Source organism: Vogesella indigofera (genome assembly GCF_003633895.1).
In the GTDB taxonomy this organism is placed as follows: Bacteria; Pseudomonadota; Gammaproteobacteria; order Burkholderiales; family Chromobacteriaceae; genus Vogesella; species Vogesella indigofera.
In genome coordinates, this window is sequence record NZ_RBID01000011.1 from 456,699 (window position 1) to 470,056 (window position 13,358).

A 13,358-nucleotide genomic window follows, 5' to 3' on the forward strand; every position below is an offset into this window, starting at 1 on the left:
TGTTTGATTAGGGTGGTGGCTGATTATATCGGCAAACCGCACAAAAACCGCGCGCCGGCGCGTGAATTTGTCAGGCCGGATACAGTGCCCCCAGCACGCGCCGGCCGCTGGCACCGGTCACCGCCGGCAGGTTGGCGCCCTGGCGCCGGCTGAAGCAATAGCCCAGCCAGGCAAAGGCGGTGGCTTCCACCTGCTGCAGCGGCAGCCCCAGCTCGTCGGTGAGGTGCCAGCCGACCTGCGGCCAACGTTGCTGCAGCCGCTGGCGCAGGTCGCGGTTGCGCGCGCCGCCGCCGCACAGGTAGACCGCGCTGACGGCGGGCAGGAACTGCTGCGCGGCGTTGACAATGCTGTGCGCCACCAGCTCTGCCAGGGTGGCTTGCACATCGGCCGGGCGCAGCGGCTCGCCCAGCGCGTGCAGCTGGGCTTGCAGCCAGGCAAGGTCGAACAGGTCGCGGCCGGTGCTCTTTGGTGGTGGCGCGTCAAAGTAGGCGGTGGCCAGCAGCTGTTGCAGCAGGCGTGGATGCACGCTACCGGAGGCCGACCACGCGCCGTCGGCGTCATAAGGTTGGCCGCAATGCAGCTTGATCCAGGCGTCGAGCAGCATGTTGCCGGGGCCGCTGTCGAAACCGGACACCGCGCCGTCTCTGCCGAGGTAGGTCAGGTTGGCGATGCCGCCGATGTTGACGATCAGGCGGCTCACGCTCGGATCATGAAAGGCATGGGCGTGGAAGGCGGGCACCAGCGGCGCACCCTGGCCGCCGGCGGCGACGTCGCGGCTGCGCAAGTCGCCGATCACGTCGATGCCGGTCAGTTCGGCCAGCAGCGCCAGGTTGCCAAGCTGCAGCGTGTAGCCGCGCTCCGGTGCGTGGCGGATGGTCTGGCCGTGGCAGACGATGGCGCTCACGGCGCTGGCGTCGAGCTGGCAACTGGCCAGCAGCTGCTGTACCACTTGCGCGTAGCGCTGCGCCAGCTGGTTGGCCAGCTGTGCGCTGCGGTCCAGCTCGTTGTGTGCCGGGGTCTGCAGCGCAAGGATGTCCTCGCGCAGTGCCGCCGGATAGTCGACGAAGGCTTCGCCGCAAACGCGGAAACGCGGGCCGGAAAAATCAACCAGTACCGCATCCACGCCGTCGAGGCTGGTGCCGGACATCAAACCGATAAAGTACGCAGACATGAAAAAACCCTGACAGTGGTGCTGTCAGGGTTGCGGATTGCACGGGGGCGTTTACTCCAGCTGGGCAACGCTGACCGGAATCTCCCTGAGCAGCTTCAAATTAGCCGCCAGCTTAACGCTCTGCTGGCGGAAGGCCAAGCGTTGTTGCGTGCTCAGCCCCGGCACCGGCAGGGCGTTGGTCGACGGATCGACCGCCTGGCCGTTGACGCGCACTTCCATGTGCAGGTGTGGGCCGGTGGAGCGGCCGGTGCTGCCGACATAGCCGATCACCTGGCCGGCGGACACCTTGCTGCCGCGTGTCAGTTTCGGCTCGAAACGGCTCATGTGCGCATACAGCGTCGACAGCTTGGCGTTGTGCTTGATGATCACCACGTTGCCGTAGCCGCTCTGGCTGGCGATGGTGTCGATCACGCCGTCGGAGGTGGCCATGATCGGCGTGCCGCTGCCGGCGGCGTAATCGATACCCTCGTGCATGCGCAGGCTGCGCAGCACCGGATGGAAACGCATGCCGAAGCCGGAGCTGATGCGGGCATTGCTGACCGGCTGGTTGCTGAAGCCCTTGCGCAGCGACTGGCCGGCGGCATCGTAGTAGGCACCGGATTCGCTGTCGTGGGCAAAGTAGAACGCCTGCCAGATCTTGCCGCCGGACTGGACCTCGGCAGCCAGCACGTTGCCGTTGGCAATCGGCGAACCCTTGTACAGCAGCGTTTCGTAGACCAGGTTGACACGGTCACCGGGTTGCAGGCGGGTGGTGTCCAGCTGGTCGGAGAAGATCTCGCCCAGCTGGGTGCGCACCTCGACCGGCACGCCGGCTTGAGCCAGTGCGCCGCTGAGGCTGGTGCGGATCTCGACGGAGCGTACCGCCTGGATCACCTCGGTGCGTGGTGGCTCGGCGCTGGCCTGCCACTGATCGCCCTGTTTTTCGATCACGACCAGCACTTTTTCGCCGTTTTCGTCATCGTTGAGGAAGCGCAGGCCGAACAGTTCGCCCTGGTCGTTGATCTGTACCGACAGCGTGGCGCCGGCGCGCAGTTTCAGCACGTCGCGCGACACCGGTGCGGTATGGATGAAGCGGTTGGCTTCGTCGCTGCCGACGCCGAGGCGGTTCAGCAGGCGGGCAATGGTGTCGCCGCGCTGGATGCGCTCTTCGCGCCAGTAGCGCGAGCCGTCGGACTCGCCGCCCGGCAGTGCCGGCAGCGCCAGCGACTGGCTGACTTCGCGCACTTCAAGTGGCGCCTGTTGTGCCGCGCCCGGGGCGACGGCAACGGCGGTCAGTACGCCGAGAAAGGGCAGGGTGGCCACGCCGATCAGCCAGCTGAAGCGATGTTTCATCAGGCGCTGGAGGCCTTGTTGACGGAATTGCAGCAGTGTCTGGTAGTTCATGGATCTCTTCGTCTTGTATGGCCCGGATGGTGTCCGGGACAAGCACGTTTATCGAACAAGCTGCTTAATCAACAGCTATTGATAAAAATACAAAGGAGGCAGGTTAGCAAAAAAATGTCCACAGGCAAACAAATAATGTTTAAGAATCAACAAACTAGTCCCATGTCATCGCCAGATTTACGACAGATCCCACCTTTGCTGCACGCAGAAAAAGTGGGGTCGCCTGCACAGACTGTTTTGCCCCTAAATAAGTTCAAGCCCCGCGGCAATTGGTCAGCGCCGGCCGCAAACCGCTACAATGCCGGCCTGTGCCGATGACCGCTTGTCATCGCATGTCACCCACCCGACGCTACACCCGCCATGAAATACACCCTGTTTGTTCCCGGCCTGACCTGGCTGGACAGTGACGCCGGCCCCGAGCTGTGCAAGGACCTGTCGCTGCCGGCGCTGTCGACGCTGCTGGGCCGCGGCCAGTGGCGCAGCGAGCCGCTGAGCGCCAGCGAGATGCTGTGCCGCACCTTCGGCCTGCCGCAGCCGGCGCTTGCGGCCAACCTTGCCCACGCCGCCGGGCTGGCGCCGGCGGCCAGCTGGCTGATTGCCGATCCGGTCAACCTGCGCGTCGATCGCGACCGCGCGCTGCTGGGCGACATCGGCATCATGAATCTGTCACAAGACGAAACGGCGGCACTGCTGGCCAGCCTGAACGCCTTTTTCGCCGAGGACGGCCTGGTGTTCCATGCGCCGACACCGGCGCGCTGGTTCGTTGCCTTGCCGCAAGCCAGCGGTGCCGAGTTTTCGGCGTTGCCGGACGTGATCGGCGAAGACATCAACCATCACCTGCCCAAGGGCGCAAACGGCATGCGCTGGAGCCGCTTTCTCAACGAGCTGCAGATGTTGCTGTACACCCACCCGGTCAACGAAGCGCGCGAGGCGCGCGGCGAGCCGACGGTGAACAGCCTGTGGTTCTGGGGCGAGGCCAGCCAGCCGCAGTCACTGGCCAGCGCCTATCCGGCGGTGCACAGCCATGACCCGCTGTGGCAGCAGCTGGCGCAGCAGGCCGGTGTTGCCGGCGACAGTCCGAGCTACGCCTTCACGCTGGCGGAGGGCGCCGGCGATGTATTGCTCCACCTCGACGCGGCCGAGGGCGCGGCGCAGTTCCGCGACGTGTGGGGCTGGCGCGAGGGGCTGCTGCAGCTGGAACGCGACTGGTTCGCGCCAACGTTGGCCGCACTGCAGCAGGGCCGGCTCAGCGAAGTACAGCTGTGCTGTCACGGCAGCGCCGGCCTGCACAGCCGCACCACGCGGCTGGATCTCTGGAAACTGTGGCGCCGTCCGCTGCCACTTAGCAAACTGTATCCGCAATGACCCGTATCGTTACCCGCCCGGTCCCGGCCGACCCCGCCCGGCAACTGCACCAGCAAGGCATCGCACCGTTGATGGCGCGGCTGTACGCCGCGCGCGGCATCGCCGACGCCGCCGAAGTGGATTACGGCCTCAAGGGGCTGCTGCCGTACCACGGCCTGAAAAACATCCAGCCGATGGCCGTGCGGCTGGCCGACGCCATCGCCGCCCGACAGCGCTTGCTGGTGGTCGCCGACTACGATGCCGACGGGGCGACCGCCTGCGCGGTGGCCGTCAAGGGACTGGCAGCGCTGGGTGCGGTGATCGACTTCATCGTGCCCAACCGCTTCGAGTACGGTTACGGCCTGACGCCGGAAATCGTCGAGCTGGCGACACAGAGCCGGCCAGACATCATCGTCACCGTCGATAACGGCATCGCCAGCGTCGCCGGGGTCGAGGCGGCCAACGCGCGCGGCATCGAGGTGCTGGTCACCGACCACCACCTGCCCGGCGACACGCTGCCGGCGGCGCTGATCGTCAACCCGAACCAGCCCGGCTGCGAGTTTCCGTCCAAGAACCTGGCCGGCGTCGGCGTGATGTTCTACGTACTGATGGCGCTGCGCGCCGAGCTGCGTGCCCGTGGCGCCTTCCAGCAGCAGCCGGAGCCGAATCTGGGCGAGCTGCTGGATCTGGTGGCGCTGGGCACCGTGGCCGACGTGGTGAAGCTGGATCGCAACAACCGCATCCTGGTCGACAACGGCCTGCGCCGCATGCGCGCCGGGCGCATGGCGCCGGGCATCGCTGCACTGTTTCGTGTCGCCGGCCGCGCCGCGCACAAGGCCAACGCCTTCGACCTCGGTTTCACCGTCGGGCCGCGGCTGAACGCCGCCGGGCGGCTGGACGACATGAGCCTCGGCATCGCCTGCCTGCTGGCCGGCGACGAAACGCAGGCGCTGACGCTGGCGCAGGAGCTGGACAAGCTCAATCGCGAGCGGCGCAGCATCGAGCACGGCATGCAGGACGAGGCGCTGGCGGTGCTGTCCGGCATCGACGCCGAGCAGCGTTATACCTTGTCACTGTATCGCGACGACTGGCACCAGGGCGTGGTCGGCATCGTCGCCTCTCGGCTGAAGGAGAAGTACCACCGGCCGGCCATCGTGTTCGCGCCGGGCGACGAGGGCGAGATCAAGGGCTCCGGCCGTTCCATTCCCGGCTTCCACCTGCGCGACGCGCTGGACCTGGTGTACAAGCGCCACCCGCAGCTGATACTCAAGTTCGGCGGCCACGCTATGGCGGCGGGGCTGACCATTGCCGAGGCCCGTTTCGACGAATTCGCCGCCGCCTTCGAGAGCGTGGCGCGCCAGCTGCTGGACAGCAACACGCTGACCCGCACGCTGGAAACCGACGGCCCGCTCAGCGGCCGCGAGCTGTCGCTGGCGGTGGCGGAAACGTTGGCCGCCGAGGTGTGGGGGCAGGGCTTTGCCGCGCCGACCTTCCACAACGACTTCCATATCGTCAGCCAGCGCGTGGTCGGCGACAAGCACCTGAAACTGCGCCTGGAAAAGGACGGTGTGCAGTGCGACGGCATGCTGTTCAACCAGGTGGAGTGGCTGCCGCAGACCATCAACGCGGTGTACCAGCTGGCAGCCAACGAGTGGCAGGGGCGCAAGGAGTTGCAGATATACATCCAGCACTGGCGCCAGCCCGGCTGACAAAGGGTTGGCCGCAATCCGGAGGACACCATGATCGAACTACTGATGGGGCTGCTGACCGGTGCCGGCGCCGGTATCGCCGCCACTTGGCTGGTCGGCAAACACCGTGCCGAGGCTGCCTACCAGCGCGGGCTCGGCGAAACGGCTGCGCAGCTGGCTGCGGCGCAGGCGCGGGGCGAAGCCTTGCAGTGGCAACTCGACGACAGCCACGCACGCACGACTGCGCAGCAGCAACAGCTGGATAGCCTGCGCCAGCTGTTGTCCGAGGCGCAGCAAAAGCTGGCGGTGCTCGCCAATCGCGCACAGCGCCTGCCGGAGCTGGAAGGCCAGCTGCAACAGCAACAGCTGCAGCTGCGCGAGCAGGGCGAAAGGTTGGCCGCACGCGAAGAGCAGGGCAGGCAGCTGCCGTTGCTGCAGCAGGAGCTGCAGCAGCTGCGCGCCGCGTGGCAGGCGCAGCAAAACGATCTGGCCCGGCTGGGCGCGCGCGAACAGGAGCTGCTGACCCTGTTGCAACAGGAACAGCGTCAGTCGGCGGAAAAGCTGCAGCTGCTGCAGGAGGCGCGCGAGGCGCTGTCCAACCAGTTCAAGGCGCTGGCTACCGACATTCTGGAAGAAAAGTCCAAGCGCTTCACCGAGCAGAATCGCGAAAACCTCGGCCTGTTGCTGGGCCCGCTGGGCGAACGCATCCAGCATTTCGGCAAGCTGGTGCAGGATACCTATGACAAGGATTCCAAGGAGCGGCTGACGCTGGAGCAGGAGCTGCGCCGGCTGCAGGAGCTGAATACCCGTCTCAATCACGACGCAGTGGCGCTGACCCAGGCGCTGACCGGCAGCAACAACAAGACGCAGGGTAACTGGGGCGAGATGATCCTGGAGCGGGTGCTGGAAACCTCCGGCTTGACCCGCGACCGCGAATACCGTGTGCAGGTGTCGGACACGGTGGAAACGGGAGAGGGCGGTCTGAAGCGCTACCAGCCGGACGTGGTGATCGACCTGCCGGAAGGCAAGCAGCTGGTGATCGACTCCAAGGTGTCGCTGAACGCCTACGTGCGTTACAGCGCCAGTAGCGACGAAGCGGTGCGCGACAGCGAGCTGAAGGCGCACATCGCCGCGTTGCGGGCCCATATCCGCAGCCTGTCCGAGAAGCGCTACCAGGATCTGTACAAGCTCAACACCCTCGACTTCGTGTTCATGTTCGTGCCGGTGGAACCGGCCTATTTGCTGGCGGTGCAGCACGACATGGGCCTGTTCAACGAGGCCTTCGAGCGCCGCATCATGATCGTCGGTCCCAGCACCTTGCTGGCGACACTGCGTACCGTGGCCAGCATCTGGCGTTACGAACACCAGAACCAGAACGCACAGGAAATCGCGAGACAATCCGGCGCCATGTTCGACAAGCTGGCCGGGCTGGTGGACACGCTGGAGAAGCTGGGCAAGCAGATTGGCACCGTGCAGGACAGCTACGGCACCGCGATGAAGCAACTCAGCACCGGTAGCGGCAATCTGCTGGGGCGCGCCGAAAAACTGCGCAAGCTGGGCGCCAAAACCAGCAAGCATTTGCCGTCACATCTGCTGCTCGATTCGGATGTCGCGGAAGAGACAGAATAATTTCTTGGCGATTACCGGGTGATGAACTATAAAAAAGTCAGACACTGGGAAGGAGGAGGGCTAGATGGTATCGCTGATAACCTTGTTGATGTATGTGATGTTTGCACTGATCTTTGTTAAAGCGTTTTCCTCCAACCGTAAACGTGATGTTGTACGTGTTAAAGCTCCGGCATCGTGCCGGCAACGCTCTCACCTTCGTTAGTGTCTGGTGCAGTGAAAGGTAGTTATGTTGTAGCAGTAAAGCGACGTTGTACCATTCAACCACCCCCAGAAGCCGGCAGAAATGTCGGCTTCTTTCATTTTGTCGTGCTGCCGATGGCATGGTACGCGACGTCATCGAATTGTTCCTCCAGAGCACAAACAAGGCTCCTGTCCATGTGCCGGTTGCTGGTGATGGTTTCATCTTGTATTGATCGCCGCAGGGTCGCCAGAATGGCGCCGTCCGGTGATGCTTCACGCATCAATGCGCTGCCACCATTCCAGCGCCAGAAAACAAAGCCCGGCCTCGGAGTCTTTCATGTTCAAGATCTTCGGTCTTGCCGGCGCTGTGCTGGTCTTTGTCGCGGTCCACGCGCTTACTGCGGACAATCTGGTTGCCGCACTGGCAGGGCTTTGTTTTCTGGCGCTGGAATGGTGGCAGCGCAAGACGCGGGCCTTCTATAAGGCACGTCCGGTCATTCGTCCTGTCGTGCGTAGGCCGCGAGTCAGCAAGGCGGGTTTCAACAAGCCGCAGCCGGCCAAGACGGCTAGCAAGCCGGAGCAGGGTGCCAGCAGCGCGCCTGACTACAAGGCCACACCGAGTGACCGCAAGCTGCTGACCGCTTGCCTTGGTGATGCCGCCAAGGTCGAACGGTTGATTGACTACGAAATCCGCAAAGACCCCAAGCTTTCCCGATCGGCAGCGGTGGTTTCGGCGCTTGATCGCCTGTACATGGATCGCCGTGCCACTTAGCCGAATAGGCTGTTGACCATCAGGCCAAAGCGGGCTTGCCGGTGGCAGTTGTCGCGGTAGAAGTCACGCTTGATCATCAGGCGCTCGATTAGGTCGGTTTGCATGGTGCGTAGGTGGAACAGTCGGCGGTAGTCGGCCAGTCGCTCGATCTCGGCATAGTCGATGGTGACTTGGTAGCCGGCCGGCACGACTAGCCGCGAGCCCTGCTCGTTACTGTCCAGCAGCTCCAGGTATTTCACGCACACAACTGGCACCGGCACTTTGCCAGCTTTCCACGCCTGCACGGTGCTGACGGTCACGCCAAGTTCTGCCGCCAGTGCTTCCTCGGACTTGCCGAAATGAAAAAGCCGGATCAGTCGATCCGGCCCGATGTCTGCACTGGTGCAGTAGATTTTGAACTCTTTACGCATTCTGCCCATTCCAAGTGTGTCGAAAATGACACGGACAAAATAATTGAACAAAAGAGCGAAGAAGAGAGGTCAGGTAGCGTTTGACTCTGTGAGTTATTAGACATAATAAACATTATGCGACATGTAGGTTGCACCAAGGTGGTGCGAAAACGGCCTAAATAAATTATTTCCGGTTTTGGCTGTTTCTGTAAATTTGATTCAAAAACCATGACCACCCACTTATGCCGCAACCTACATTCAGCTATGGCTCTATATGAAAAACAAGTCTAAAACGCCTCAGAAAACCGCAACGAAAAAGCCACAGAAATCAACGGCCGACATGTCACAGAGCGAATACCGCGCGGCCTACGAGCGCCGCGTGCGCTTCCAGACGTTCAAGGTGCTGGCGTTTGGTATGTCACCAGCAGAACTTTGCGCCATGCTGGACGTTTCCGCTGCCACGATACGGCGCTGGAAAGCCGGCACGTTTCAGCCGCCATTCATGGCGCTGGAGCTGCTACGGCTGCGCCGTGGGCTGTCGCTGCCGGCGGCATTCGGTGACCTGGCCGGCTTCACGGTTGGCCGCATCAACGGCCAGACGTACCTGATTCCGCCTGGCCTGCATTGGTCTGAAGGCATCACGGCCAGTGACATCAAGCGATGGCCGGTCATGCGGCACATCGTGGCGCGCACCATAGGCAAAAAGCCCGCATTGGCGGGCTTGGCTTACTCTGATCGGCTTGCGGCCAACGATGACTCACTACCAGTCGAGCCGCTTACTCTTGAATCGCTCAACGATCAAGCCGCCAATGACGGTGGCTGTTACGGCGATCAGTAACGCCTTGGCCGTGCTGCTCATTGCAGACACACCTTTGCGGCCGTGAGCTGCTCGATCTTGCGGTGGGCGTCGTCTACGTCCCGCCGCAGGTATTTCAGTTCGGCACGGACGCCGCCCCAAGTCACGAGGCCGCAGACAATTCCTGTAAACAGGACTGGCAGTAATTCATTCATCAGACGCCCCGTTTTACAAAGTTTTGTTCGCGGTTTCCGGCAGGAAAACCGCCAGCGCGCCCAAGAAGATTGCCGGCACGGCAACCGCCGCAGAGATAGAGCCGGCGGCCAAACCAGCCACATTGCCCAGCACTGCGGCAGCGCCGGCGGCGCTGGATGGCTCGGCCAAGCGACGCAGCCATTTTTTGAAGTTACCCATCATCATTCCCCTGTGAAAAACTTGCTGCCCAAGTCCTGCCAACCTGGCAGGCCATAGTTCGGCGCTGTTGTGTTGTCGGTTGAAACTGTGCTACCGCCGTTGCCGCCGGTTACGGGCGCTGGTAGTGGCGCAGTGCTTTGGTTGCTGTAGTACAGCCAGCCGGCGGCCATCAGTGCCAGCAGCAGCCATTGTTCGCGTGATAGTGTCATTTCGTGAGTGCTCCGTAGCCGCCGCCATAGGTGGCGACATCCTTGGCGATCTGGCTGTTTGCCGCCGCTTGCGCCGCTTCCCGCGCTTTCTGGCGGTCGTAGCCGTACCAGACGTCGCCAATCTTGTTGTGCCCTGCTATCGGGTTCAGCACCGGCGGATTCAGTGGCGGGTCGTCGTGGAACAGCTCCCAAATGGCGGTGCCTAGGTTGTTGCGCTTGTCCAGACCAAAGAACCAGTGGCCGGCCTGATTGGCGGCGCGGTACGCCAGATTGTTTTCACTGGTGATGTCGGCGGCGCCGTTGTCCAGCGCGGTGCCAACGTTGGCCGCAACGTTGGCCGCAGCCTCGCCGACAGCGCCGGTGGCCTTCTTGACCAGCCAGTACGCAGCGCCGACGCCAACCAGCGCGGCGACGCCGTACCAGACCGGCAGCGGGATGCGTTTCAGTTGGGTCAGGTTCATCAGCGGCCACTCAACAGGTACGGCACGCCGTCCAGCCATGTGTACGGCCGCCCTTCCGGCCCACCAAGGTTTGTCACGATGCCTGGCACATCATCGGTGCCACCGTTGCGCACGGCTTGGTCGTACATTTCGTTGTCGCCAGACATGAGCTTGTTGATCGTCAGCCAATCGACACCGATCATTTCGCCAACCGCACGGATGCCTGTATTTGTATCGTCGGTGGTGTCCTGCTCATTCGCAGACTTGTTCCACTCCCAATCAAACATCGGCATGGTGCCGCTGCGGAACATCGCCTGTGCCAGCACCAGCGCCGCGAAGCCAACACCGACGATCACCACTGCCTTTTGTGCGCTATTCATTGCCTATTGCCCCCTGTTATGACGCGGCTATTTTACGCTCGGCGCGGTGGCTTTAGCTTGGGTCGGTGTCATGCCATCAACCAGAATCAGGCCATACAGACGAGTTTCCTTTGGCAGCGACTTTTCGCCGCGAAGGTACTTGGCCAGATTGCCCTCACCCCAGTTGTAAGCCCACACCGCCTTTTTCCAGTCGCCGAAGCGCTTGTACAGGTAGGCCATGTAACGCATTGCGGTGTCTGCCGACGCGACAGGGTCGGTTGGGTTCAACTTGAAGCCTGCGGCAGTGGCCGGCATGAACTGGAACAGGCCGGTTGCGCCGGCGGCGGATTTGCGTTGGCCGCTGATCACCGCTGGGTCAAAGTGCGCCGATTCTTGCGCCGCCTGACGGATGGCCAGATCGACCGGCACGCCGTACTTTTCGGCCGCCTTGGCGATCATGGCGTGATAGCCCTTGTCGGCCGGTGCCCATTTCGGGCCCGTGCCCAATACTGGCATGTCTTGACCTGGTGCATCCTTCTGCGCCTTACCGATGTTGATGTCAGTTCTGTTCCAGCTGCTCATTACGCGCCCTGCCCTTGTTCTTCGGTGGTTGGTTCAGCCAGCGCGACGATATGCCACGCGCCGCCCTGCTCTTTTGCGATGCCGGTCACGTAGTATTCCGGCCGGTACAGCGCCACATGCGTGGCCTTGTCGTAGTCCGGCAGCGCGTCCAGCGTGGCGTTGGCCGGGACGTGGTACACACCCGGCTCCAGCGGGCTTTCCTCCGCCTCGCTGCTGCCGATGTGCTCTTTCGTGACTGGGTGGTAGTGGTGAATTTTTTTGCTCATTTGTCCTGGCCTTAGTATTTGATCAGCGGCAGCAGTGCCACGTTGCGCGGGCGGGTTTCGGTGGCGGTGCGTGGTGCACCATTAACACCGTCAGAAATAGGTGCCCCCGATGTATTTGCAGACGCTATCGGCCGATAGTTCTGCACCCCTGATCCGCCCAGCGAATCCGCCCCCAACGGCAGCGAGAACGTATGGCCTTGGAACGCGTCCAGCTGGCTGCTACCCGCTACCCGCCCCGCGTCCACCCCTCGCCCCTGATCTGCACCACGGATGAATTCGCCGCGCAGGTCTGGCAGGTTGAAGGTGGTCGCACCGTCACCGGCGCCGTAGGCGGTGCCAAGTGCGGCAAACAGGTTGCCGTAGGTGGCGCGACTGACGGCGGCACCGTTGGCGATCAGGTAGCCAACCGGCGCGGTGGTGCGTGCGCTGTGTACGATGTCACCGGGCTGCATATCGTCTCCGTATTCGTTAATCAGGCCGGCGGTGCCGGTCTTTCGTTTATAGCGGCCGCTGCGCCTCACAGAATCAGCTCCTGTACCTTGAGGATGCCGCCGGCCGCGTCACTGATGGCAACCCATGCCGCCGCTGGCGCGGTTTCTTCCAGCCACATTTCACCGGGTGCCAGCACCAGCACCGCGTCGGCGTAGTTACCACCTGGCGCCATCAGCGCCACGTTGGTGGTGCCGCTATTCAGCACCCGCACGGCCACGCGGTCAGCGCGGGCGGTGCACACCACTTTTTCAGCGGCACCGATGGCGGTGATCATGGGTTTGTTCAGAACGGTTCCCGCGCCGCGCACGGTGGCCGACACTTCGCCGGCGATGCGGTTGGAGCCGGCAGAGCCATCGGACAGGATGATTTTGACCAGCTGGTCAACCGGGCTGATCAGCTCGATGCGATCGAAACCGTCCAGCTTGCAGTAGAAGCCTTCCAGCACGGCTTCGGCGGTGGACTGCACGCGGCCGCCGCTCATGAAGCGGATGTCCAGCGCCGCCGGCGCGGTCACCAGCTGCAGGAAGTTGTTGGGCACGTTCAGCACCCACGGCTGATTCGCCAACAGGATTTGACTGATGGTCTGCATCACACGCCCCCTTTCTTGAATGCGGCCAGCGCCACCATGCCGACGACAATGAAGCCGACCACCTGCAGCAGCTGCTTGCTGCCCTGCACGTCCTTGGACAGCTCGGTTTCGCGTGCCTGCTGGTAGATGCCGCCGACGCTCGAAAGCGTTTCCTGCATGTTCTTGGTGGTCTCTGCGGTGGCTTTTTCAAAGAACCATTTCGAGGCGTTCAGCACCTCGCCAAACTCCTTGTTCGCCAGCTCGCGGCCAGTCTTGGCAAGGTCGAGTGCGCCGGCGATGGCGCCTCCGTCCAGAATGCTGACGTTCATCGGCGCGCTGCCGTAGTTGGCGATGGCGCTGCCGCCGGCGCCGGTGGCCTGCCGGCCATCGATGGTGGTGTTGTTGTTGGTGGTGTGGCTGCTGGAGCTGTTGCCAGAGCCGAACGAGAACAAGCCCATTTAGCGCCCCTTCTTCCAGATCAACACCGCCGCCAGCACCACGGCGCCGATGATCAGCGCGCGGGTGGTGCTTTCCGGCTGGGTGTAGGTGCCGTAATTGACCGTCCAGTTGCTGCCGTCCAGCGTTCCCGACGAACGGGCAGAGCCGAACGGCGATTGATCAGGTGCGCGGGCGGCTTGCGCCACCTGCCCCGCGCCCTGACTCATCATCATCATGG

General features: G+C 63.1%; 19 protein-coding genes. 5 read left to right on the top strand and 14 right to left on the bottom strand.

What is annotated here, in order from left to right; translation table 11 throughout:
• Window positions 1–70: 70 nt before the first annotated feature.
• On the bottom strand, window positions 71–1,171 hold the full coding sequence (locus C8E02_RS04410; protein ID WP_120809798.1) for an anhydro-N-acetylmuramic acid kinase: 1,101 nt from the start codon (window positions 1,169–1,171) through the stop codon (window positions 71–73).
• A gap of 51 nt (window positions 1,172–1,222) precedes the next feature.
• Window positions 1,223–2,554, bottom strand: coding sequence for a M23 family metallopeptidase (locus C8E02_RS04415; protein ID WP_120809799.1), 1,332 nt, complete (start codon window positions 2,552–2,554; stop codon window positions 1,223–1,225).
• A gap of 360 nt (window positions 2,555–2,914) precedes the next feature.
• On the opposite strand from C8E02_RS04415, the gene C8E02_RS04420 reads away from it, so the two are divergent.
• From C8E02_RS04420 to C8E02_RS04435, 4 genes are all read left to right on the top strand, one after another.
• Window positions 2,915–3,919, top strand: a complete 1,005-nt coding sequence (locus C8E02_RS04420) for a hypothetical protein (RefSeq protein ID WP_120809800.1) — start codon at window positions 2,915–2,917, stop codon at window positions 3,917–3,919.
• On the top strand, window positions 3,916–5,607 hold the full coding sequence (gene recJ, locus C8E02_RS04425; protein ID WP_120809801.1) for a single-stranded-DNA-specific exonuclease RecJ: 1,692 nt from the start codon (window positions 3,916–3,918) through the stop codon (window positions 5,605–5,607). The genes C8E02_RS04420 and recJ overlap by 4 nt, the downstream gene beginning before the upstream one ends.
• A gap of 30 nt (window positions 5,608–5,637) precedes the next feature.
• Window positions 5,638–7,215, top strand: a complete 1,578-nt coding sequence (locus C8E02_RS04430) for a DNA recombination protein RmuC (RefSeq protein ID WP_245961064.1) — start codon at window positions 5,638–5,640, stop codon at window positions 7,213–7,215.
• A 517-nt stretch (window positions 7,216–7,732) separates the two neighbouring features.
• Window positions 7,733–8,167: a hypothetical protein gene (locus tag C8E02_RS04435; protein ID WP_120809802.1), complete on the top strand. Its 435-nt coding sequence runs from the start codon at window positions 7,733–7,735 to the stop codon at window positions 8,165–8,167.
• Here the strand turns inward: C8E02_RS04435 and C8E02_RS04440 are convergent.
• A complete protein-coding gene (locus tag C8E02_RS04440) occupies window positions 8,164–8,577 on the bottom strand; it encodes a hypothetical protein (protein ID WP_120809803.1) in 414 nt (137 codons plus the stop codon). The genes C8E02_RS04435 and C8E02_RS04440 overlap by 4 nt on opposite strands.
• Before the next feature lie 253 nt (window positions 8,578–8,830).
• On the opposite strand from C8E02_RS04440, the gene C8E02_RS04445 reads away from it, so the two are divergent.
• The gene (locus C8E02_RS04445; protein WP_120809804.1) at window positions 8,831–9,394 is read left to right on the top strand and encodes a helix-turn-helix domain-containing protein; all 564 of its coding nucleotides are present in this window, start codon (window positions 8,831–8,833) and stop codon (window positions 9,392–9,394) included.
• Window positions 9,395–9,411: 17 nt separating this feature from the next.
• On the opposite strand, the gene C8E02_RS17355 is transcribed toward C8E02_RS04445, so the two are convergent.
• The 11 genes from C8E02_RS17355 to C8E02_RS04490 are packed head-to-tail and all read right to left on the bottom strand — an operon-like array spanning window position 9,412 to window position 13,356.
• Window positions 9,412–9,567, bottom strand: coding sequence for a hypothetical protein (locus C8E02_RS17355; protein WP_170152101.1), 156 nt, complete (start codon window positions 9,565–9,567; stop codon window positions 9,412–9,414).
• A 13-nt stretch (window positions 9,568–9,580) separates the two neighbouring features.
• Complete coding sequence (locus tag C8E02_RS04450) at window positions 9,581–9,772, bottom strand: hypothetical protein (protein WP_120809805.1); 192 nt, start codon at window positions 9,770–9,772, stop codon at window positions 9,581–9,583.
• On the bottom strand, window positions 9,769–9,975 hold the full coding sequence (locus tag C8E02_RS17155; RefSeq protein ID WP_147424432.1) for a hypothetical protein: 207 nt from the start codon (window positions 9,973–9,975) through the stop codon (window positions 9,769–9,771). The genes C8E02_RS04450 and C8E02_RS17155 overlap by 4 nt, the downstream gene beginning before the upstream one ends.
• Entirely contained in the window at window positions 9,972–10,436 is a 465-nt protein-coding gene (locus tag C8E02_RS04455; RefSeq protein ID WP_120809806.1) for a hypothetical protein, read from the bottom strand. The genes C8E02_RS17155 and C8E02_RS04455 overlap by 4 nt, the downstream gene beginning before the upstream one ends.
• Window positions 10,436–10,795 (bottom strand): hypothetical protein, encoded by a 360-nt coding sequence (locus C8E02_RS04460; protein ID WP_047965334.1) that lies wholly within the window; start codon window positions 10,793–10,795, stop codon window positions 10,436–10,438. Before C8E02_RS04460 ends, C8E02_RS04455 begins: the two co-directional genes overlap by 1 nt.
• Window positions 10,796–10,822: 27 nt before the next feature.
• Entirely contained in the window at window positions 10,823–11,356 is a 534-nt protein-coding gene (locus tag C8E02_RS04465; protein WP_120809807.1) for a transglycosylase SLT domain-containing protein, read from the bottom strand.
• Entirely contained in the window at window positions 11,356–11,622 is a 267-nt protein-coding gene (locus C8E02_RS04470; protein ID WP_120809808.1) for a hypothetical protein, read from the bottom strand. Before C8E02_RS04470 ends, C8E02_RS04465 begins: the two co-directional genes overlap by 1 nt.
• An 11-nt stretch (window positions 11,623–11,633) precedes the next feature.
• Entirely contained in the window at window positions 11,634–12,143 is a 510-nt protein-coding gene (locus C8E02_RS04475; protein ID WP_053068006.1) for a phage tail protein, read from the bottom strand.
• Window positions 12,140–12,703, bottom strand: a complete 564-nt coding sequence (locus tag C8E02_RS04480) for a hypothetical protein (RefSeq protein WP_120809809.1) — start codon at window positions 12,701–12,703, stop codon at window positions 12,140–12,142. The genes C8E02_RS04475 and C8E02_RS04480 overlap by 4 nt, the downstream gene beginning before the upstream one ends.
• A complete protein-coding gene (locus C8E02_RS04485; RefSeq protein ID WP_047965331.1) occupies window positions 12,703–13,140 on the bottom strand; it encodes a hypothetical protein in 438 nt (145 codons plus the stop codon). The genes C8E02_RS04480 and C8E02_RS04485 overlap by 1 nt, the downstream gene beginning before the upstream one ends.
• Window positions 13,141–13,356 (bottom strand): hypothetical protein, encoded by a 216-nt coding sequence (locus C8E02_RS04490; protein ID WP_147424433.1) that lies wholly within the window; start codon window positions 13,354–13,356, stop codon window positions 13,141–13,143. It lies immediately after the preceding gene.
• Between the last annotated feature and the right edge of the window lie 2 nt (window positions 13,357–13,358).